Source organism: Butyrivibrio sp. DSM 10294 (assembly GCF_028539135.1).
Taxonomy (GTDB): Bacteria; Bacillota; Clostridia; order Lachnospirales; family Lachnospiraceae; genus Butyrivibrio.
In genome coordinates this window covers 18,124-41,753 of the sequence record NZ_JANSWL010000083.1, presented here as the reverse complement: position 1 = coordinate 41,753, position 23,630 = coordinate 18,124, and the positions used below count along the sequence as shown (strand labels likewise).

The window sequence follows — 23,630 nt, the reverse complement described above, 5'->3', positions numbered from 1 at the left end:
TTCTCGCAATTCTACAAATATTCGGAAACCGCTAATTTACTGCGTAAATTGCTAATTCCTCATATTTGTTTGGGCCATAAAGTCAAAATGCTTAACATGCCAGCATGTACGCATTTATGACTTTTGGCACCTATATCATAAAATCTCTCCTTCGCCAAATACTACAGCCCATCACGCCAATTTAGTAAATATCATCAATCTTAATATTCTTCACCACCGACGATCCATCCGCTCTCACCTCATTCGGATCCAAAATATATCTCTCCCCCCATGAAGAAACAATATACTTACCATCAGCCGTAACCCCCGTAATAACCATCGCATGGTCTCCGATAGGATCCTGATTGATCTTATTTCCCTGCTCATCATAGAGATTAAATTCCGCAGCCGAAATGATCGGAGTCTCTCCGTTATCAATCGCAGTCTGAATATCAGAAGCAGAAGCCCCCGTAGCATCCCTTGTTGTGTAGGAATCTACTCCTCTCTCTGCCAGGTAATGCTTCACTCTGTTTTCTCTCTCAGCATAGTTTGTTCCTGTGGGATCCTTGTCATACTCTACATAGTCAAGTCCCTTACTCTTGGCATCTTCCTTCAGAGCATCACCCTCTTCACATATCTTATCCCAGGCTTCGTCAGTAACTTTACCGTCTGCGCCCTTCAGATCGATTCCGTATCTCTGTTTGAACTCATCAGGATGTTTTTTGTAATAAGAGCCAATCGAATTGTTAAGAGCACTGTCACCCTTTATATCATCATCACCTATGTAGAACTTGCCCTGCGTCGACAGATACATGTCAATCGCAAGCTTATCATAGTTCAGATCGCCATTCTCATCGTACATAGGAAAACCAAAAGTCTTCTCAAAATCCTCCGGCCTTCCCTCAAATTCTGCAAAGATCATATTCGTCTCTGCAACCCAGCCGCAACCGCCATCTGTAAAGCTCTCCAGCATAGCCTTGATCTCATCATCCGTCATATTCTCATATCCCGGATGCTGACGAATGAACTCGTATAGAGCCAGATCTTTACCCCAGTCAAACCACAGAAAATGATGCACATCATCATGCTTCTCGAAGTTCATCTGATCTCCGCCATACTGTCCATCACCATCATAGAGTTCAGACGATCCGTCCTTAGCCTCATCATCGTCAATCGGCCCATTTCCGCTTCCGCCTTTTCCCGAGCCATTCATATTCCCCGTAATATTCGACTCCGCACTCGTATAAGCCGTAACAATCTGAGTAAGCGCATCACCAAGCTTACTTAATGCATTCGACTCCTCCATCGTCTGATTCGCCAGCACCTCCAGCGACGGCTTCACCTCTTCAAGACTACCGTCAAGCTCTCCCATAATCGTGGTAATCTCCCCCGAGTACTGCCTCAGCTTCTCTCCCGACCCAATCAGCACATTACCATACGGCCTTACACTATCCGGCTTAATACTAAAAACACTCATACAAAACTCCTCTTTTTATCTTCCATTCGGTCCCGGCCCAATCACCTTCGCCATAAACCTCTCCCTCGAAATAACCTCACACCTCTCAAAGCACACCGCTCCGTCCTCACGAACCGTCTTATGCCTCTCCCTGTAGCTCACACTATACACCGTCTCCGGATTGATAACGCTCTCCTTAAGGCACTCCCTCGGCACCACATAGGTAACCTCGTCCTCAATCCCCTTAAACACCATCACACCATCTTTTTCACTCACAAACTTGCAATGCACATGTCCTGCAGACTTAATCTCTGTACTCATTTACTTCACCTCTGCCTTAGTATCATCATAAATATCATTAACCGTTATGCTCTGGACTGTAGATCCGCCCGTAGGGCTCTTCTCATTCGGATCAAAAATGTATCTCTCACCCCAGGAAGAAACGATATATTTTCCATCCGGTGTAACCCCTGTGATAACCATCGCATGGCATCCGATAGGCTTGGAATTAACCTTATTGCCGTTCTCATCATACAGATTGAAATCAATCGCCTCAATCGTAGGTGTCTGGCCGTTATTAAGAGACTGCTGAATATCTGCCGGTGAATCGTGTGTTGCATCCCTGTAAGAATAGGAATCAATTCCCCTCTCCCTCAGATAATGATTCATTCTGTTCGATCTCTCATCAGCAACCGTTCCAACCTGATCCTTGTCATATACAACAACGTCGCTGCCATTCGCCTCCGCCTGATCAATCATAGCATCTCTCTCAGCTTCTATCTTGTTCCACGCATCATTGGTAAGATTGCCGTTCTTATCATACAGATCGATTCCGTATTTCTGCTTGAACTCAGCCTGGTTCTCGTCGTAGTAATTGTAGATGGAATTCGCAAGAGCATCCGCGCCCTCCACATCATTATCACCTATATAGAACTTGTTCTTCGTCTCCAGATAATAATCGATCGCCAGCATGTCATAATTGTATTCACCGTTCTTGTCATACATAGGGAAGCCAAAGATCTTCTCGAACTCATCCTCCCTTCCTTCGAACTCGGCAAAAAGAGTATTCGCATCAGCCACCCATCCGCAGCCGCCGCCGGTATAATCCTCAAGCAGCTTCTGGATCTGCTCATCCGTCAGATTCTCATATCCCGGGTGCTGACGAATAAACTCGTACAGAGCCAGATCTTTTCCCCAGTCAAACCACAGGAAATGATGCACATCATCATGCTTCTCGAAGTTCATCTGATTGCCGCCGTACTGACCGTCACTGTCGTACAGTCCTGAATCGCCGTCCCTCGAGTTATCCGCATTCCTGGACACATTTGCGCCTGATCCCGCGCCCTTCATATTGCCTGTAATATTCGATTCTGCAGTGGTATAAGCTGTGACGATCTGAGTAAGAGCACTCCCCAGCTTATTAAGATTATTCGACTCTTCCATCGTCTGGTTCGCCAGAACCTCAAGAGACGGCTTCACCTCCGCAAGGCTCCCGTCCAGTTCTCCCATAATGGAAGTGATCTCCCCCGAGTACTGTCTGAGTTTCCCAGAAGCATTTATAAAAGTGTTGCTATGAGGCCTGATACTGTCAGGCTTGATGCTGAAATGACTCATGTTCGTAGACTCCTTTTATTTTGGAATATACTGCATTATAACCTATGGGAAAAAGGAATTGTTGATTTTCTGACGAACGGTATCTGAAATCGGACGAATGACACTTTTTTAGTTTTGGGAAAAAAATTTTTGGACAAAATACGAAGCCCTACCCGGGACGATCCGGGTAGGGCTTCTTTACCTATTTGATTGATGGTGTGTTGTGAAGTTCAAATAGGGTGGAACCTTGTTTAATTATTTTGTAAGCTTCTTAGCTGCAATCTTAATCTTAACATTCTTTGTTCCGCTGTACTTGCCAATACCAGAGAGACTAACTGTCATAGTTCCCTTCTTGATATTGTTGGTGTATCCGGTAATCTCAAAGTCTTCGCCAAGCTTAAGTGTTTCGCTTCCAAGAGTTACAGCGATCTTGCTGTTGAACTCTTCGATCTCTTCAGGTGTCTCGTATACTACAGGACTTCCTGAATAGAATCTTGTGTACTTGCTGGTAACTTTGATCTTAACCTTCGAGAAGTTAATACCTGTTGTAATTGCTGCAGATATAGCGTCCTCACCAAGTTCAGCAACGTTAGAATCCTTTCTATCTACTACGATAGTATAAGTCTTCTCGCCTTCGAATGTTCCGGTGAATGCATTTCCGCTCTCATCAAGAACTGATACTTTGTAGAGCTTAGCAGGAATTATATTTCCAGCCTTATCAAGTACGGTTACTTTAAGCTTCTTAACTGCAAGACCTGCAATTGCATTTGTTGAAGCAATTGATACGCCCTCGCTGTCAAGGTCAAGAGCCTTGATTGTGAAGCTTGCTGCATTGTCAACCTTACCCTTGAAGTTACCCTTACCGGTTATCTTGACTGATGCTGCACCGAGCTTATTCTTTGCGTATACATACTTAGCAGTAAAGTCTTCACCCTGAATGAGAGGCATTCCGTTCCATGTAGCTGTAATTGTAGGTGTTGCACCCTTAACAGCCCACTCAGCATCCTCTACTTCTACTTCAAGATCCTTGCCATCCTTGCCTGCTGCAAGTGTAGCTGCCTTGATTGTGAAGTTCTTACTCTTAGATGTAACCTTACCTTTACTATTGTTCTTACCTCTTACGGTAATGGTTGCTGATCCCTTGTTTACGTTGTTAGAAACAGTTACAACTGCAGGAATCGGTTCTCCTGATGCTGTAGCATATGAGCCATCTTCCTGGAGCTTGTACTCAACAGCTGAGCCTCCTACAAGTGTAAGGAAGATGCTGCTAGGATAATGAGCCTCGCCATTGAAAATGTGTTCATCCTTGGAAATCTTAAGAGTCTTAACCTCTCCAAGTTCAGCAAGTTCATCAGCTGTCAACTCTGCTCTAGGATCAACAATCTGGAAGTGAGCAGTAAGTGACTTGCCCTGATAGTTGCCTTTACCCTTAATGGTAATGTCTGCTGTTCCAACGTTCTTATTGTTAGCATAAATAATTGTGTAATCAGTTGTAAGTGCAAGAGGTCTGAGCTCATCTGCTGAATCATATACGTAGAATCTAGGCTTAATTGCCTTTCCTGTATAGTCGTATGTCTCGTTAAGACCTACGATCATGATTCCACTATCTTCATCAGAAATCTCGATTGCCTCTTCGCTATCTCCGCTCTCATCAAAGAACAGATAAGTCTTACTTGTTGTTACGTCTTCAGCAACCTTTGTGCCTTCCTTATCTGCAAAGAAGCCGGTAAGGTTGGTTGTAGCTGTAAATGTAACCTTAACTGTGTCTGCAGCGATAGAAGCAGGCTCTGCTGTTACGATTGCTGTGTAAGTAGCAGGATCTGCAACGACCTTGTTCTCCTTAGCTGAAGTATAAGATACAGTGTATGTGATTGCAGGATACGTTGTATCTTTCTTCCAGCTTGAAGGCCATTCTGAGAACTTAACTGTAGGAGCATAGCGTACATCTGCAAGTTCTGCTGTGTCATCGTCTGCGATAACATATTCAGCACCTGCGGCTGTAATCTTGCCATCAACAACGTCACTGTCTGTGTGGAATACCTTTGATCCATCCTCACGGAAGAGATAAGTCTTACCACCAATTTCGATAAGGCCTGTTCCAAGATATCCATCAGCGTCAATGTAGTATGTCTTTCCGTTGAATGCTCTTGTGTTGTTTGCAGGAGTTGTTACCTGAACACCAGCTTCAACCATAACGAGTTTCTTAACGCCATCTACAGTAATAGTTACGATATCGTTAAGTACCTGCTTACTGTCTTTATAGTAGTGTGTCTTACCAGCTACTACTCTAGCACCTTCTTCAACGATTTCGCCATTTTCCATATAGCGTTTAACATCGTTGTCAGTATATTCACCATTTACATATACAGGAATATCATACTCTAGATCTCCTGATACTACATGGATAGCTGACTTTCCTGCTACATTAGCAGCCTTAGCGATTGTGATTGCACCAACCTTGGAGATGGTTCCGTTTACTGCCATAGTGATGAATCTGGAAGCTGTAGGAGCACCATTTATTCCCCACAGTGCCTGTCCAACAGATTCTGATGCTGTTGCGTCTTTAACAATTGTTCTGCTAGGTATCTCACCATCTGTAATTGTAAAGAGGCCAATATCATCTGCATAAACGGCTATTGTAGCTTCTGTATCTGCAGGATTCTGTGTGAGAGAAATCGGCAGATAATCTGTCAAAGCGTTAGATGCTGTGCTTATAGCTGTTGTTGTTCCGATATTTGCATCGGAAAGAACGATCTCTGAAGGAAGTCCTTCAATGCTTGTTACAGGGTTAGCACCAAACTGAGCATAAAGATTGATGTTTTCCTTATTTACAGTGAATGGCCATGCTGTCTCAGCTGTTCCACCTACTACCTTCAGTGTTATTGCTGCATCAGCTTCATAGAAGTTAGTTGTGGAAACAGTTGCATCTGTATAGTGAGGTTCTGTGTTGCCCCATCCTAAGAACTTCTTAGTATTAGCTGCACCGTTCTTGTTACCAGCAGTGTTTGCAACATCACCTGTAGCATATACAGCGGTATATTTAGCTGCATTAGCAACGGTATATGTATTCTCGCCATTATAGACAATCTTTTCTACAATATCACCTGCTGTGCTGTCTTTTACGGTTACACCATTATTCTTTACAAGATATACGTTACCAGTTGTTTCAGTACCAACCTGTGCCTTGAATGTAAGTGAATAATATGTGTTTACATCGAACCAAGCTGAGAATGTCTCGCCTGTTGTAGAATCAACAGTATATGTTACCTTTACCTTACCGGTTCCAAATGTATTTTCATTGGTCTTTATCGGTACAGTAACTGTTGAGCCTGATACTAATATTGTTCCATTCTGTGTATCAGCTACAGCAGCATCATCGAGGTCATCAGGATCATCAACCTTAGAGATTGACCATTTTTCTGCAGCACCTGCCTGCTGGACTGAACCATCAAATACATAATTGAAGGTTACGTTCGTTGTAATGATAGTTGCTTCAGCTTCTGCATTATTAGCAACTGGAATCTGAATATCCTCTGTAGTAACTTCTTTACCATTTACTGTCTTAAGTACAATCTGCTTCTTTGTGCTGGTTACTCTGATCGGAACTTCGATAGTCTTCTTCTCACCCTGCTTACTTACAATAGCAAGAGTCATTGTATCGCTTGTTCCAGCCTTAAGACCGGTAACCTTGATGGTATTCTGTGTTGATGAATGAGATACGGACTCAATCTCAACGTTACCAGCTTCACCAGACTTAAGCTCTGCTGATACAGATGCTATTGCACCAGCATTGAAATTAAGTGAATCATCTTTCTTTGTTCCATCTGCAGGATAGTAATATGCTGTAAATGCCTTTGTCTGTCCTTCTTCAACAGTGATGGCATCCATTTCAAGCTTATATGCAATTGCTTCTGCTACAGTAAAGCTTGTTGAGCCAGTATCTGCCAATTCATCGGTATCTGCTACAGCAATTTCTGCGCCTGTATATTCTGCTTCGCCATCAACCCACTTGTAGTTTACAACTGCTCCGCCGTTAGCCATAGCACCTGTAACAGTGGTTCCGGAGATGGTAAGAGCTGTACTTGTTTCATCTGCTGGAGTTACAGTAAATCCGGTCTTAGCAGTTGTTACATCAGTCTTATATGTTACCGCTCCGTTAGCTGATGCCGGTGTCTTATCCCAATCAATCTCTTTATATCTGAGTGAAAGAGGAATGCTGAGACCGATTCCGATGAAGTCTTTATCTTTGATAGCTGCATCCGTTAAATCATTATATACAGTTATGCCATTATACTTGGGCTGCCACTGTGCTGTGATGGTATCACCAGCCTTTACAGTGTACTTTGCTCCAGGAGCAAGGTATACGTCAGCAACTGAATCACCGGAATTATCTACCTTCCAGCTAGTAAGAGTGTTCTTTGGATAAACAGTTGTTAAATCAAAATCACTGATTGTAGGAAGAACAATTACATCACCAACTGTCAGCTTATCAAATACAAATCCTGTTATTTCACCCTGTTTGTCTGAACCGTTGTTACTATGTGCATAGCCAAGGATTGCTGCAGTTGTCTTAAGCTGTGGCTTACTATACTCTGTTCCAGCACCATCAGAATCGCCAAGAGCCATTGTCATGGTGGTAGTAGGAAGAGTATTTACAACAGATACATCGAAATATGGAACAGCTACAGGAATTCCATTTACTTCACCAAGAGCAGTAACTCTATCTGAATTACCTACCTGCGAAGCTGTGATAGTATATGTACTTCCTGAGTTAGCTGCTGTTACAGCATCAAACTTATCTTCATCATCACATCCATCAAATGTTGCAGTAACTTCTTTTACATAGATGTTTGCTTCACTTGCGAGATATTCATCGATGATTGCTTCTGTAACATCACTCTTTGCCTCAGCTGCAAGGGCAGCAATACCGCTTAATGCACGAACAAATCCATCTGAAGTCAGTCTCTCAAATACACGATACTTAACAGTTGCGGTATTTATTCCGCCTGTCTTCTTCTCAAGTGTAAATGATTCATTATCTGAGGCGATATATGTCTTTCCGCCACGTGTAACCACTGCTACTGCAGCATAACCAAATGTCTGGTCAACTGCTGAAAGATCAAGAGTTGCTGTCTCTTTACTTCCATCTACATAGGTTACAGTTGCTTTAACATTGATTGTTCCCGGTTTCTTAACCTGAGAGATAATAATATCTTCATTTGTAGTAGGAGATTCTCCATCTACCTCACCTGGTACGTGTACATATAACTGTCTTGCGCTCTCGGTCTGAGTTGATGCATATGCAGGTGTGGTTTCCCACTTAACAGAAGCGATCTTCTGCTTTTCACCAACATTCGTACTCTGAAGTGCAGTTAAGGCCACTTTCTTTCCAGTCTCTGAATTGATGTTATATGGTATGATTGTCAATGTTGCACTATCATTGAAAGCACCAGATTTATATGTTCTAATAACAGTCTTATCAGAACCTACCATGTCCTCAATTGTATTGCTAGCAGAAGCAACTGTTGATAAGAGTTCAATACCGCCAGCGTACATTGTACTCATCGGATATACGTTAAGAGGCAATGTTGCTGTATAAACTACCTGATCAAGCCAGCCATTGTCTGCATCGCTGACTGTTTCCTTAGCAGTAATTGTATCTGACATCATGCCTGTGCTTGCAAGCTTTGTTGTTACAATCCTGTTGAATCCAGCATTTTCCTGAGGGAAGAATTTAGCTATCGCAGCATCACCAGTTTTAACAAGTGAATACTCAGTATTAGTTGCTGTAGATGGAGCTACTATTACATAGTCACTACGCTTAAATGCAACTGCAAGGTCTGCATATTCCATATTTGCTGTGGCAGCATAGTCTTCAGTGATGGTAGTAGCATTGACGCCAAGTCCTACACCACCGGCAAGAAGGTCAAGAGAAGAAATAGCCTTAGCTACGCCACTCTTTGTAAATGTTGCTGTGTAGCTTGCTGCAGGAGCATTACGCTCTGTCTGAGCATATAAGTAATATTCATAATCTTTGGCATTTAAAACAGCTGCTGCATTTGTGAGCTGTGTAACACCAAGCTTACCACCAGGAACTTCTTCGTCTCCTACTGTATGTGTAAGCGTAGGAACACCTACAACATCTCCCACTTCATCATAGTCAGGAACAGTTGTTGCATATGCATACCAAAGATTGGATACTTCTGCACCACCCTTACCTTCTACAGTAATAGCAATACCTTCTGTACCAATAGGGAATCCACCTATGGCTGCGCCATCTTTGATCTCAACACCATTAACCTTAAGAGTTACATTGGGGTTAGGTGCCTTTACAAATGTAAAGCCAGCCTCACTCTCAACCTTGATTGTGATATTATCTGAAATGTTGGAAATTGTATAATTCTTTCCACCCTCACCATCATCGGTGCCAGTGAGAGCTGTGTATGTTGCTGTTCCATGATTAACAGCGTAAGAAACAGCCTTGATAGCCTTACCAGCTGCAGGAACAGCCTTAAATGTAATTGAACCGCCTTCTGCTACGAATCCATCTGCTGATGTAGTAATAGGCTTTTTATCAGAAAGTCTGTAAAGAGCGATATCATCAGTATTACCAGTTACTTCGATTGTCTTAAGAGAATCGCTTTCTGCAACTGCAGTTACTGTAATAACGAGTCGTCCTGTTATTGCAGGAACGGTATATTTTCCGAAATCTCCAACAATAAGGTTGCCTTTAGCCTTAGTATAAGAAACAGAATTTGCTCCGGTCTTCTCATACATATCAACCTTGACATCATTAACTTTATAGCCAGCAGTTGGAGTTACATAGAATGTATAATCCTTTCCTGTGATTGCTCCACTTTCTGAATCTGAATATGTACTGCTTACCTTAGTACTTGCAAGTATTTCGCTGGTTTGGTTAATTTCTTTGGCGATACCACCAACGGTGAAGTTAATCATAGAAGCTGTGTTAGCTGAGTCATATCCACCCTTAACTACTACCTGCTCACCTGTAATGGCTGACAGCGTAATATTACCATTTAACTCTACTGCAGGACTTATAGGGGTAACCATGAACGCACCACCATCGTCCTGTGTATTGGTGATTTGTACATGTGTCTTATCATCGCCATCTATATCTAATTCGTTATAGCCAGTGTCGGTGTGGTCACCATATTTATAGTACACACCTACACCAGTATTAACTGGATATCTCACAGTTGTGACAGCTGCATTGGCTGTTCCTGCTATTCCTTCAACAGAATATGCTACTCCAAGAATACTTCTTGTTGTATCAGTATTTGCTGTAGGATATGCATAGATTCCAAATCTTTCTAATCCCTTTGTAATTTCTGCGCCGGTAGTAGGAATCTTTGTTGCAGCTGCCATAGTTGCACTATCAACCTTGGCAAAAGTAACATAATCTGTACTAGTCGGTGCAACAGTTATTACATCAGGAGCAACTTCTTCACCTTCTGAGAAAGTAACTGTAAGCTTATATCCCTTCTTAGACATAAGGTATGCATAATTAACAGCAACTGCAGGAAGTGTTAATGTCTTAGTTGCATACTTATATTCATCTTGTTCATCCGGGGAATCTTCTGGATCAAATTCGATTACGTCATCACCCTTAACAAGTGATACAGCAACTTCTACATTTTTATCCTCATCGGCTGAACTAATGAGACCTGCAAGAGACTGATTATAAGGTGAAGCATATGTGGGTCTGTACGCAGCAACAGCAAGATCTACTGCCGGTCTTGTAAGTCCATCTTCATATACCGTATTGATTTGCACATACTGAGCAGCAGCGCATGTTCCCATGGTGAAAGTCAAAGATGCTGCAGTGGCGAATGCAGTAGGAGTTGTGGCATATTTTGCTAATGCCTTTGCAATATTAGAATTACCAATAATAGTAACCTTCTTTGCCAGTGACCAGTCAACAGCATCATAATTATTTAAATATGATGCATAACTTATATCACTGTCCTCAATCTTATAATCTGTGCCTTTTTCTAAAGTATAAGCTTCTTCATCCTTATATGTATATCCTCCTGCCACCGAAACAGGAGTAACAGGTGAAGGAGTTGTTGCCCAGTTATACCCCATGTCCGGTGCTACGTAGAAAACGAAGTCCTTTGTGGAGTCAAAACGTTGAGTGGCAGAACCTCCTCCGTCAACATGGTTGCTTATTCGTGTTGCCAAATCTGCTGCAATAGTATATGCACCAACATGTGCTAACGAATGAGCATTAGGAATAGTGAAGGAAGCATCATTATAAGATTCAAATTCTGCTTCTTCATCCTCAATTGCAAAGAACTCTTCATCGTCCTCAACAATCTCGTCTTCGAGAACATCAAAATCAGCCCCTGTTTCCTCAAGGTCTTCCTCAACGACCTCTTCTTCCAGGAGCTCAACATCTTCTTCAGGCAAATCGCCGCCTCCGCCATCATAGGCAAGTGCAGGAATACCCGAAGTCAGTGCTACTGTTGCTGACAAGGTAAAGCTCATCAGCCTTCCAAATAGCTTACTTCTCATATTTAGTTTCTCCTTTCACACACACATTTCGGCCATTTCAGCTTAATGGCCATTGTCTAGAATCGCCGGCTCGCAAAAACAATTCGATCTCGTCCCTAGACACAAATTGCCTCGTCCCTTACGAGCTGCTACACATCAATTATCGTAAACGCCACCACCAAATACCATTAACGAAATACAAAATATATATAAACAAATCATAAAATATTTTCCTCACTCCGCTCTGCGCCTACCTTCCGCCCCCATCTCCCAATTTCTAAAGAATCTATAAATCCGAAAATTTCGGGGTTATCTTAATTAAATTTCGATAATTTTTTCTCCCCTCCCCCTCCCCACCCCATTTTTTCCCCTCCCCCTCCCGAATTATATCCACTTCATCACTTTACTCTGCCAAAGTGCCTGTCACTTCATCCCCCTAAAGTGCCTGTCACTTCACCCCACGAAAAAAGCCCCCGGCGCATCACACACCGAAGGCTTCAACTAAAATCAATTATTTACAAATACTTTTTTGCCTCTTCCTGCTTTAAATCATACTGCTTAATTATCGCATCCAGCATCTCTTCATCTGAGTGGCCCAGGTCCCTAAGAATAGCAACGGTTTTCCTGATTCCATCTGCCACAAACAACTCTTTTACCTCAGCTTCATTGTATTCTGTATCCAGCATACCTTCCACCTCTTTTCTATGTGCCATTAGGAATTCCTTGATTTGAAAATCCTTAGGCATCTCTTCCAACGCCTTATTCACTGCTGTCTTGACCATAATCCTTATCAATAAGCTCCCTGATCAGCTTCAACTGATATTCCGGATCATTTGCCGCCTTGATTATATCATCATTCCTGCCAGCAGCCGCCAAAGCACAATTCAGCTGATTAATAATATCTATACCTAGCTTTACACCCTTCTTCTCACCTATCTGCATGCCCTGCTCCAAGCTGATCTCTTTTGCTTCCTCAACCACAGCCTGCAAATGCCGCTGTGCACTATATCCCAGAGCTCCCATCCTGATGACCTCCTTCCGGTACTCAATGAAGAAATCCTTAAGAACATCATCCTTTATGCACTCATCGATAGCTTTTCCGACAGCCTTCTCTATCAAGACATTTCTCTTATCATTCTCTATGGTCAATATCCCATTTCGATTTTGTGCCAAAGATGCTTCTTCTATATATTTTCGCACTTTAGCCACAAAAATGCTATATTCTTTCAGGCTCTTCAACCTTATTTATCATCAATTTATATCAATTCGATTCTCAGTTTTTTCCCTAATCCCTTCGCCAACTCGTTCAGCGTAGTAAGTGTCGGTACACATACACCCTTTTCAATTCGGCTGATATTCGACTGCCGCACGCCGGATTTTTCCGCCAATTCCTTCTGTGTCATATTATTCTCAATTCGTGCAGAAATCAGCATCCTTTTAATCTGATACTCAAGCTCGGTTTGCTCCCACGCTTTTGCGAATTCAGGATCTTTGAGTTCTTCATTTAACAACTCATCAATATCTCCCATCCTTAATCCTCCTTTCGTAATCTGACCGATACTTCTTGGCTAGGGCTATCGCGCTCCGAGGGGTCTTTTCTGTCTTTTTAATAAGCCCGTTTGTCACTATTGCTTTATCTCCTACTGTAAAGAAATATAGGCATCTGGCAATATCTTTGCCTTGAATTGACCTTAGCTCAAAAATGCCATCCTCCAGCATTTTCGAATCAGGCTCTGATAAGCTTGTTCCGAATTCTTCAAGCAATTTGGTACTCCGTATGACTTTTGCCTTAAGCTTATTGTCTTCAATGGATTTGATGAATATACCTGCGGGTTTTGTTCCATCTTCCAATTTATAGAACTCTACAATCATTTATTCCTTTCTGGGAATATTTTACTCCCTGATAGTTTTCCAGTCAACGTTTCCAGTCAATCCATGCATGGCGCCAGTTATAGGGATTGTCCGGCGATTACGCCTCCTTGCCACAGACTGTGACAACCTGCTCTGAACGAGCACAGAATTAATTCTAGCAGCAAATTCTTAAGATTTACCATCGAAAATTCTTAAGAAATGCGAAAGATTGCGAATTTTAGGACACATTTTACTCTACTAAAGTGCCTGTCACTTCATTCCCCTAAAGTGCCTGTCACTTTCCTCCACCCCAGTGCCTGTCACTTCACCCCACGAAAAAAGCCCCCGGCACTCACGCGCCGAGGACTCCACCATCCACATCAATTATTTCTTTTTCTTAAGCTCTTCATTCTCCGCCAGCAGTTTCGCTATCATTGCATCCTTATCTGCTATCTCAGCATCCTTGTCCGCAATGGCAGCATTTGCACTATCAAGCGCCGCCTTCGTATCATCAAGTTCATCCTGCAGCTCATCAATCATATACTTCACCGTATTTCGATCCATAATCCTAAGCTCTTCAGAGAACATTCCCATCACCCTCTCCACATTTAAACACATGTTGTACAGGTCCTGATACAGAGACTTGAAATACGGATATTCCTTGATAAGCCTTATGATATACTCAGGATCATCACAGCCAAGGAAGGTCAGCCACGCTTCAAACTCTCCGTCTATCTTACCTTTATTATGAAGTTTATCCAGATAATTATCAACGGGAATAAAAATAATATTTTGAAGCATATTGAGTTTTAGACCGGAATCCGATTCTGCTGTAAAAGTGTGAATGAAGACATCAATGAACTTCTTGAACTCAGCAGGACTTTTTTCCATAAAAACAATTGTATATACCGGACATATATCCTTGTAACTGAACTTTTCTTTGCGCTCATCACGGACACGCTTATATTGCCTAAGTAGCAAATCTGCGGTATAGCATGATGCCCTTTCTCCTGTAAAAGTAAGCCCGATCTTCTGGATTTCGATGTTTGCAATTGACCCGTCTTCCAGCTCCACAACGATATCCGTTATCACAAGCGACAGTTCATCGCCGATACGGGAATTGTCATTGGGAAGAGGATATTTTACCTTGACCTTTCTTTTCAAAATAATACTAAGAAGCTCCGAAAGCCTGTCCGGTGTTGTCTCAGGATTAAGAATCTCCTTGAAATAGCTATCATACAGAAGTTTGCAGCCTCTTGCTCCAGAGCAGATATCAAGAAACCTCTCTTGCTGATCCGTGGGCCATTTCTCAAATATGGTACTGAGTTCGGACCTGCTCTTTATTTCAGCCAGGATCTGCGACCTGGATCTGATCATCGGAAAAAATTGTGATAAGTTATTGTTTTGCATAGTATTCCTTTCTGCCGGATATTTTCTTTTTTCCAAGACAAAACACTCAGCCCACAGGTTTGAAGACAGTCCCCTAAAAAAGTGTGACCTTAAGAAAGCACAGAAACAGCCATATGTGCGTCATGGCTCGTGCGTGGTGGTGGGTAATGACAATCCCCATGGGCCTTGTGTTTGAAAGACACTCATCATGCCGGAAAAAAATGATTTGCAGCGAATTGGACACGCCGTCAGCATGATAAGTTACTCACGATGGAGTAGATTGCATTTTTGCTTTTTTTATATCCAAGAACTAATTCTAGCAGCAAATTCTTAAGATTTACCATCGAAAATTCTTAAGATTTGCGAAAGATTGTGAATTTTAGGACACATTTTACTTTACTAAAGTGGGGTCTGACCCCAATTCACAGTTTAGACACAATTACCATTTTCGGAACCCCAGATATTTCCTGTACTCCAGCCCATTCCACCCCCAAATTGGGGTCAGACCCCAATTTTTCACTTTTCTCCGCTAAAGTGCCTGTCACCATAAACTACCGGATATCAAACACATCCGCATAATCTGTCCGTTATCTGTCAGTCACTTTTTTCAAATGTGTCTGTTAACTCTCCGAACCCATTTAAACGTGATATCGTCCGTGATAACTTAGCATACAGTTAGATGAGGAGGAGAAATATGGAAAAACTGTATCCCTTAACTGCCGCCCAGAACATGCACTACAACTGGATCAGGCAGTATCATACCCAGCAGGTATCCGGGCTTAGCATCGTTGCGGCGGTGCAGCTTGAGCTGGATTTTGGCCTGCTTCACAAATGTATCAATGAAGAGACAAAAAGATATGACTGCCTCAATCTTCGTTTTACCGAGCCTGATGAAAACGGGGAGATTCGGCAGTATTTTAAGCGAAAGGTCCTAAAGAACATCAAGATTCTGAATCTGTCCTCCATGAGCCTGGAGGAAGCGGACAATGTGCTGCAGACTATGGCCTACGATACTTTGGATGGAAATGACAGGGCTATGTATGAGTTCCTGATGGTTATGTTGCCGCAGGGGTTCAATGGTTTTTTTGTCCACTTGGATCATAGACTCCTGGATTCCTGCGGTCTGGCGGTGATGGTTAAGGATATTATGGCGCTGTACGCGCACTACGCTTATGGAAAAGACTATCCTGAGGAGCTGGCGCGCTTTGAGCAGATGCTGGCGGTGGACCTTGCGAAGGCTTCGAACGTTAAGAGGCGTGCGAGAGATGAGGCGTTCTGGCAGGATCAGATGGATAAGTACGGGGAGCCGCTTTACTCCGATATCACAGGCCCCGGTGTGCTGGAGGCGTCCAGGAAAGCTCATGGTGATCCTTCGCTTCGGGCGGCGGACATTGAGACGGAGAACCTTTTTGTGGCGGTGAAGGATTATAAGCTGGAGCCGGAGGCCACTCGGAGGGTCCTGGATTTTTGCAGGGAAAAAAGAATTTCTTTTAACAATCTGCTGCTTCTTACCATGCGAAGCTACCTGTCCAAGGTAAACGGCGGTCAGGAGGACATCACCATCGAGAGTTTCATTGCTAGACGCGCCACCAGGGATGAGTGGACGAGCGGCGGGAGCAGGACGATTATGTTCCCCTGCAGGACGGTCATAAGCGGCGATACGAGTTTCCTCGATGCGGCGATGCAGATTCAGGCTACGCAGAACAATATCTATCTTCACAGCAGCTACGATCCGGAGCTCATAAGGAAGGCTCTGCGCGAGCGTTATGGCACTCCTAAGGACACGACCTACGTTAGCTGCTACCTGACTTACCAGCCTCTGCAGGTGGACGCCGATGCCCTGGATCTGTCGGGAATTCCGCTCTACTTCAAGTGGTTCGCCAATGGCGCTGCCACCAAGAAGGTGTACCTGACGGTCACTCACACTCCGGACGGCGGCCTGAATTTTTCCTACCACTACCAGACTGCTGCGCTCTGCGAGCACGACATGGAGCTGTTCTACTACTACATGATGCGAATTATGTTCGCCGGGATCTCCGATCCCCTTGCGGCTATCGCCGCAATCCAGATTGGGGTCTGACCCCAATTCACACTTTAGACACAATTATCCTTTTCGCAAACGCCGATATTTCCTGGCCTAGCGGATATTCTGCACCAAAATTGGGGTCAGACCCCAATTTTTTACAAACGGGAGGAGAAAAAATGAAAAACGAAAAACAGTTCAAAGAATTCCTATCACAGTACTGCACCCTCACCCCTGAGGAAATGACCAACGACATGCGCCTCGTAGAGGACCTCGGCCTTAGCTCCTTCGACTTCATGTCCCTTCTCGGCGACATGGAGGACAACTTCGACGTGGAGCTAAACATCGACAACATCAGCGACATCACCACCATCGGACAGGCCCTCGAGTTCATCGGCGCCGCCCGCCGTACCGCCTGAGCCGGGTAAGGAGGAAGACTATGGAAACCATCCGTGAACTCCTTGATTTTTGCGCCCAGAATTACCCCACCATCCCGGCTCTCAAATGGCCCACTAAGGACGGCGTATCCGAAATCACCTACAGGAGCTTTGCCGCAAACGTAGGGAGCCTACGCAGCGCCCTCAATTCCGAAGGCTTCTGCCAAGACCACATCGCCCTCGTCGGCTACAGCTCAGAGCCCTGGATCGAAGCCTTTTTTGCCATAACTTCGGGAAAAAACACCGCCGTCCTCATCGACCCGCTTCTTCCCGATGAAGAGATTGCAGACCTCATCGCAAGATCCGACAGCGCTGCTGTTTTCCTTGATCCCACCAAGCAGGATCTGGCAAAAAAGCTCACCGCCGCCTGCCCCAAGCTCCACAAAACCTACAACCTGAGCACCCTAAGCTCTCTCCGCGCCGAGGCCCCAAAAGCCACATCAGTAGCCGGCCCCGCCCCGGCCGACCTCGCCATGATAATCTTCACCTCCGGCACCACCGGCAAGAGCAAAGGCGTCATGCTGACCCAGAAGAACCTCCTAAGCAACGTTGAAGCTGTGGAATACGACTCTTTCCCCGGCCGCGTCGTCCTTAGCGTCCTTCCCGCTCACCACGCCTACTGCCTCGTCATGGACTACCTCAAGTGCCTCTCCCTGGGCTCCACCGTCTGCATCAACGACTCTTTTCTCCACATGGTCAAAAACATGCAGCTCTTTAAGCCCGAAGTCATGCTCATGGTCCCCATGATGATCGAGACCATCTACAAAAAACTCGGCAGCGCCGCCAAACTTCTGCCAAAAAAGGTCGTGGCAAACAAAGTCTTCGGTGGCCGCCTCACCACAGTTTTTTCCGGTGGAGCGCACTTAGATCCCTTTTATATCGATAAATTCAAAGAATTTGGCGTAAACATCTACCAGGGCTACGGCATGAGCGAGTGCTCCCCCGTCATCAGCACCAACACCCCCACCGCCAACAAACCAGGCTCCGTGGGAAAACTCCTCCCCAACGCCCAGGTTCGTTTTGAAAACGGCGAGATCCTCGTCAAGAGCACCAGCCTCATGAAAGGCTACTACAACATGCCCGCCGAAACCGCCGAAGCCCTTGAAAACGGCTGGCTCCACACCGGCGACAAAGGCTACCTTGACGACGATGGCTACCTTTTCATCAACGGCCGCGTCAAGAACCTGATCATTTTGTCAAACGGCGAAAACGTCTCCCCCGAGGAAATCGAGAACAAACTCGCCCTCTATCCCCTCGTTGAAGAAGTCGTCGTAACCGGCGATGGCACCGGCCTCACAGCCAGAATCTACCCGGACAAAGAACTCGCATCAAAAAAGAAAATGGACCCTGAGAAGCTGGAAAAAGAGCTCCAAAAGGTCCTTGATGATTACAACAAGCAGGTGCCCACCTATCGACGGATTGCCCATCTCATCATAAGAAACAACCCCTTCCGTCGTAACACCACCCGCAAAATCCTGCGCCAGTACGCCGCCGAAGACATCCCTGCGCAAACTTTAGTTAGTTAAAGTGACAGGCACTTTGCTAGCCTAAAGTGACAGGCACTTTAACTAACTAAAGTGCCTGTCACTTACTCAGTCCCGGCAATATCCCCGTCACAAAAACCTGCGTCAGAATATCCGCGATCTTATCCTCCGACGCATCAAACCCCGACGTAGACCACTTGTGCAGCACGCCGATGGTACTGCCGATCCCGGACGCAATGAAATACGTCGCGCTCTCACGATTCCGAATATGATAGGACTCATCATCCGTAACCTGCCGCATATACCTGTCGAACATCAGCAGCATTTTTTCAAAAAAAGCATCTCCCCTGCTGCTGTCAAGAAGCGTCGCCAGGAAGGGATTCTCCCTGGTGTAGTTGCAGATCGCAAGGAAAAAAGACTTGCAGATGGCCCTGTCGTCCTTCGGATGAAAGCTCTCCATCAGACCAAAGATATTCTCAATCGTCTTCTCCTCCGCCGCAGCCACGAGGGCCGGCACGTTCTCGTAGTGGTTGTAAAAAGTGCTCCTGACGAGCCCCGCTTTTTTGACCACATCCGCCACTGTGATCCTGTCGATCTCTTTCTCCTTAAGAAGCAGGAAAAAAGCATCGAAAATCGCATCTTCAGCTGTTGCGTATCTTTCGTCCTGTTCGTTCACCTAAATTCCCCCCTATAAAACAAGCCGCATATCGCACGCAGCATGCTCGCGCCGAGCGCGGTTGCATTTATGCAACATATACCTTACGCGCGAGTGCGCATCCATAGCGGAGCGTTTTTTGTTTAATAGGAAATTCGGAGGAATTTCCTATTAAACAAAAAAAGGTCCCAGGCACCCGGTGCCCGACACCTCTTAATTCAATGGAGCATACGGGACTTGAACCCGTGACCTCCACACTGCCAGTGTGGCGCGCTCCCAACTGCGCCAATACCCCAAAGGTCTAACCACGTATTCTATTATCTCCATAATACGCGGTCCTGTCAACTCTAAGCGGCAGGAAAAAATTGGGGTCAGACCCCAATTTTCACCGACCAAATTTAATCATAATTACGATTATCAAAATAGTGATAACCAGCGCGACACCAATGCCAATCGCAATCTTGGTCCTTCCGGCCCTGCTGATAACCGCGCCCTGCAGCCCTTCCGTGTCATCCGGCGTGATATCCTCGCCGCGGTAGGCCGTTGGATTCACCTTCCGCATCCTCTTAGCCACTTTTACCAGAAAACCGAACAGCTCCATATGCGAGCCAAGAAGCTTAATCACCGACTCCGGCGCGTTATTCAGCTCCAGCGCATCGATCACCGCCGTTGGACTCTGGCCGATCAGCTCCAATATCAGCTCGTGATTCGTGACAAAATCCGCGATCCCCAGCATTCCGGTGTCAAAACCGTTTTCCGCCAGAATCTCCCTGGTGGAAGCCACCATACTGGGCTTTTCCTCCTTGTACCGCAGGATAAATGCCAGTAGCTGCGCCGCCGCATCCGAGTACTTCTCATCGGAAAAAAGGCTGATGATTCCCTCCGTGTCCTTGTTGTTGGCGTTGACGATGAGATTTCCCAGCATCAAAGCCACAACCTCACGAGAGCCCATGTCAATGGACCTGACAAAGCTGTTGAGCATCACGTCCAGATCCGCCATTCTGTGGTCCTGCCCCTTTGGCGCCTGCCAGATGGAGACATTGTTATCCTCGTCAAAAAAGAGTATGGCGTTGGCGCAGTGGTTTTCCCCAAAGCCCAGCCTTCCGTAGTTGGTGCCCAGGTAGTACTGCCTTTTGCCCACATCGTTCAACAGAATATTCACAAAATCGCTCTCGGCGTTGATATTCAGGATCTTGCCTTCGTTACGCCTTATCTCATCCGAATATTTTTTTATAAATTCATCGGAAAAACCCTGGCCGTCAAAAGAGATACAATTTGTCACCGTATCGTCAACAATTGCGATATACTTCGCCTTGTTTCCGCCCTTGGAATGGCCCGAAACCGTGATCACATCGTAGGAAGAAAGGTCCAGCGACCGGTACCAGTTCAGGGCATTTTCCTGAAAAGCGGTTGGCAGCTTAAACAGCCCTTCAACGTTGTCGATCCACTCTGCGCTGCTCTCGGTTCCTTTAAAAACAATCAGCGCCTCATTTGCTGTCGGGTCATAGAAAAAAACGCTTTTTCCCCCGCCGTTCTCCGGGCTCTCATTGTGAACCTCCATAACAATAAGCCCGCTAAGATGAGGACTACGCCTTATTGCCTCGAGAATCTGCTTGTACTCCGCGCCGGTCACCCCGTCGCTGTACTCCCGCTTGTCGTCTATCTTGTCATAATTCTCAAAGACGCCCTTAACATATTCACCTACTGTCTTGTGCTGATTCCTCTCCGAAACAAAGGACCCCTCCGGCCCTCCGAGATTATCGATATACAGTAGATTATTAACCAGAACTATTTCCGAATTCAAAAAGCTTGTATTCATATATGAGCCCCCAACCTTCTCATATATATCTTAACACATGTTGCCGTTAAATCGTCAACTTATACACCAATCTCATAAAAGGCATCCTTGAGTTTCTCGGAGATATCTGCCTGTCTTAACCAGATGCCAAAGGTAGCCTTGTCAAGATGCAGCATTTTGTCATAGATGACATCCTTGGTCTCGGTGTTTATCCAGGCTCTCTCAAGGATCCTGAAGCCCTGCTCCATGTAATCGTTGGATAAAAGCTCCACTCCTTCGATCTCCACAGTGACATCTCCGGATACATCCACTTCTCCAACTTCCACGATAGTGGCGCCTGCGTTCTTGTCAAACTCATAGCCTTCGGCCACGGCTCCGATGAGCTTTAGCTTGTAGCTTCGCTTAGAAGGAATGAGCCTTCCTTCTCCTTTTGCCGCAGAGATGGTGAAGGTGATCCTATGGACTTCGGCATCGTAGCGGGTAGCAAACTGTGTCTCAACATATTCGCCCCGGCGGTAGTTCATGCTGCAGCCGTCGTCCTCATACAATGTATAGGAACCGTCTGCGCCGGCACCAACCAGGATGCAGAGATTAGAAGGATTGTCCGTGCCATTTTGGCACTCACCCTCCGTAAGAGGCACAATTCCACCGGCCTTCAGAAGTACCGGCAGCTCTGACAGCTCCCTGTAGAACTTCCTGACCTTAGGTCCTTCATAAATATATCCGTTAAAAATGTCATACCATCTGCCCTTCGGTATATATCCCCTGCTGCAGGCCAGCTTAAGCTCTCTGTCCTCGGGCTCGGTGATTGCGCATACCAGGAGACTGTCGCCAAATCCATACTGGTTCAGCACGTTGTAGCTCTCCGCCTCCCCGGAATAGTCATAGTACATGGGCCTTATCAGGGGCTTACTCTCCGCATATCCCCTGTGATTCTCCGTATACAGATATGGGATCATCCTGTGCCTTAATACCATGAATTTCTTCACGATAGATCTGTAGGGCTCCTCCAGGTTCCAGGGCTCCTTGTTAAAAAAGGCACTGCTGCTGGAATGGATCCTCATAACCGGCGAGAAAACTCCGTACTGTATCCAGCGAACCAGCCTCTCCAGATCCTTATCCCCCAGCATATGTCCGCCGATGTCATGGCTCCACATGCCGTAGCCGATATTTGAAGCCGTGGAAGTGAAATAGGGCTGGAAATTCAGCGACTTCCAGGTGGCATGGGAATCTCCCGAAAATCCCACAGGATATCTGTGGCTTCCCACTCCCGCATATCGGGAAAAGATCATGGGACGAAGATTTCTTTTTTCCTGATCCTCGTAATGATAATGGTTAAGAAGCAGCAGCGGGTCAACGTCGGAAGCCTTTTTGCCGGTGCCCTGCTGCCAGTCGATCCACCAGAAATCAACGCCGTCCTTCTCATAGGGATGCATCACACACTTGAAATAAGCATCCCTGAAGGCCTTATCCCCAAAATCAAACTCCGCAGGGGCCTTACTCTTGCTGTCAATTCCCAGCTCCTTAGCAATATCCCCGTACATGTCCTCGAAGGCCCTGATGCCGTCCGCAGGGTGAAGATTCAGCGTAACCGCCAGCTTATTCTCATGGAGCCTTCGCAAAAAGCGCTTATAATCAGGGAACATATCCTTGTTCCAGGTATATCCCGTCCAGCCGGTGCCGTACTTGGGATCCACCTCCGTCACATGCCAGTCCATGTCGATAACCGCCACCGACAGCGGAATTCCTTCTTTGGCAAAAGAGTCCACCACCTTCATATAGCTCTCTTCCGTATATTTATAATATCTGCTCCACCAGTTACCGAGGGCATACCTGGGCACCATGGGCATATTGCCGCAGAGTCTGCAGAAATCCCGAAGTCCTGCGTAGTAATCTTTTCCATAGCCAAAAAAGTATATGTCGATGTGGTCTTCCAAAGCTCCCACGAACTCGCCGTTTTCAAGGACCGGAGTCTTGCTGTCGTCAATAACAGCGTAGCCGTCCCTTCCAAAGATTCCGTCCTCAAGCCTTATGCGGCCGTCCACATCATCAAGAGTCCTTGCGGTGCCTCCAAGGTTGGTCCAAAAGCCGTAGGAATCGCCATAGTTCCACTTTTTCCCTGTGCTCCTTACTTCGATGGAGAGACCGAAGGAGCTGAAGGGCTTCTTGTCATAGGTAAGTAGAAGCTCACCGGTATCCACCTGCAGCAGGCCTTCTTCGTCTCTCAGACTGTAAGAACCCTCCTTTTCCCAAAAGCTCCTGTCTACAACCGCAAAGGTCGGTCTGTCCTCGAAGGAGCCGCTCTCACTGTATTCAAGCCTTATAATCCTGTCAGTCAGGACCGAAATCCTGTATTTATTTCCAGTAATCATACCAATATCCTCAGTTTGTTTAAACTCATGTAATTGCATCCCATATTTTTGCCTGTCTGCTCTTGTTCATATTCATGAA

General features: G+C 45.4%; 15 protein-coding genes and 1 tRNA gene. 3 read left to right on the top strand and 13 right to left on the bottom strand.

Translation table 11 applies throughout. The features are described from left to right. Positions 1 to 181: 181 nt before the first annotated feature. From NXH67_RS13685 to NXH67_RS13645, 9 genes are all read right to left on the bottom strand, one after another. Positions 182 to 1,456, bottom strand: coding sequence for a hypothetical protein (locus tag NXH67_RS13685; protein ID WP_272797732.1), 1,275 nt, complete (start codon positions 1,454 to 1,456; stop codon positions 182 to 184). Positions 1,457 to 1,471: 15 nt separating this feature from the next. Further along, positions 1,472 to 1,756, bottom strand: a complete 285-nt coding sequence (locus NXH67_RS13680) for a hypothetical protein (RefSeq protein WP_272797731.1) — start codon at positions 1,754 to 1,756, stop codon at positions 1,472 to 1,474. Further along, complete coding sequence (locus NXH67_RS13675; RefSeq protein ID WP_272797730.1) at positions 1,757 to 3,049, bottom strand: hypothetical protein; 1,293 nt, start codon at positions 3,047 to 3,049, stop codon at positions 1,757 to 1,759. It lies immediately after the preceding gene. 234 nt (positions 3,050 to 3,283) lie between these two features. Continuing rightward, entirely contained in the window at positions 3,284 to 11,563 is an 8,280-nt protein-coding gene (locus NXH67_RS13670; protein WP_272797729.1) for a hypothetical protein, read from the bottom strand. 494 nt (positions 11,564 to 12,057) lie between these two features. Further along, a complete protein-coding gene (locus NXH67_RS13665; protein ID WP_272797728.1) occupies positions 12,058 to 12,324 on the bottom strand; it encodes a hypothetical protein in 267 nt (88 codons plus the stop codon). Beyond that, positions 12,302 to 12,691, bottom strand: coding sequence for a hypothetical protein (locus tag NXH67_RS13660; RefSeq protein WP_272797727.1), 390 nt, complete (start codon positions 12,689 to 12,691; stop codon positions 12,302 to 12,304). Before NXH67_RS13660 ends, NXH67_RS13665 begins: the two co-directional genes overlap by 23 nt. A gap of 107 nt (positions 12,692 to 12,798) precedes the next feature. Further along, positions 12,799 to 13,071, bottom strand: a complete 273-nt coding sequence (locus tag NXH67_RS13655; RefSeq protein ID WP_022779841.1) for a helix-turn-helix domain-containing protein — start codon at positions 13,069 to 13,071, stop codon at positions 12,799 to 12,801. Continuing rightward, entirely contained in the window at positions 13,058 to 13,414 is a 357-nt protein-coding gene (locus NXH67_RS13650) for a type II toxin-antitoxin system RelE/ParE family toxin (RefSeq protein WP_022779842.1), read from the bottom strand. Before NXH67_RS13650 ends, NXH67_RS13655 begins: the two co-directional genes overlap by 14 nt. A 363-nt stretch (positions 13,415 to 13,777) precedes the next feature. Further along, positions 13,778 to 14,770, bottom strand: coding sequence for a PD-(D/E)XK nuclease family transposase (locus tag NXH67_RS13645; RefSeq protein WP_272797726.1), 993 nt, complete (start codon positions 14,768 to 14,770; stop codon positions 13,778 to 13,780). A 706-nt stretch (positions 14,771 to 15,476) separates the two neighbouring features. Between NXH67_RS13645 and NXH67_RS13640 the strand changes: the two genes are divergently transcribed. From NXH67_RS13640 to NXH67_RS13630, 3 genes are all read left to right on the top strand, one after another. After that, on the top strand, positions 15,477 to 16,862 hold the full coding sequence (locus tag NXH67_RS13640; RefSeq protein ID WP_272797725.1) for a condensation domain-containing protein: 1,386 nt from the start codon (positions 15,477 to 15,479) through the stop codon (positions 16,860 to 16,862). A 122-nt stretch (positions 16,863 to 16,984) separates the two neighbouring features. Next, positions 16,985 to 17,224: an acyl carrier protein gene (locus NXH67_RS13635; RefSeq protein WP_022779846.1), complete on the top strand. Its 240-nt coding sequence runs from the start codon at positions 16,985 to 16,987 to the stop codon at positions 17,222 to 17,224. A 20-nt stretch (positions 17,225 to 17,244) separates the two neighbouring features. After that, positions 17,245 to 18,768 (top strand): AMP-dependent synthetase/ligase, encoded by a 1,524-nt coding sequence (locus tag NXH67_RS13630; protein WP_272797724.1) that lies wholly within the window; start codon positions 17,245 to 17,247, stop codon positions 18,766 to 18,768. A gap of 58 nt (positions 18,769 to 18,826) precedes the next feature. On the opposite strand, the gene NXH67_RS13625 is transcribed toward NXH67_RS13630, so the two are convergent. The 4 genes from NXH67_RS13625 to NXH67_RS13610 form a co-directional block, all read right to left on the bottom strand. Beyond that, a complete protein-coding gene (locus tag NXH67_RS13625; protein WP_022779848.1) occupies positions 18,827 to 19,402 on the bottom strand; it encodes a TetR/AcrR family transcriptional regulator in 576 nt (191 codons plus the stop codon). A gap of 201 nt (positions 19,403 to 19,603) precedes the next feature. Next, positions 19,604 to 19,676: transfer RNA gene (locus NXH67_RS13620), tRNA-Ala, on the bottom strand. A 90-nt stretch (positions 19,677 to 19,766) separates the two neighbouring features. Next, the gene (locus tag NXH67_RS13615) at positions 19,767 to 21,200 is read right to left on the bottom strand and encodes an Mbeg1-like protein (protein WP_272797723.1); all 1,434 of its coding nucleotides are present in this window, start codon (positions 21,198 to 21,200) and stop codon (positions 19,767 to 19,769) included. A 59-nt stretch (positions 21,201 to 21,259) separates the two neighbouring features. Further along, positions 21,260 to 23,551 carry a glycoside hydrolase family 31 protein gene (locus NXH67_RS13610; protein ID WP_272797722.1) on the bottom strand — a complete coding sequence of 764 codons (2,292 nt, stop codon included), beginning with the start codon at positions 23,549 to 23,551 and terminating at the stop codon, positions 21,260 to 21,262. Between the last annotated feature and the right edge of the window lie 79 nt (positions 23,552 to 23,630).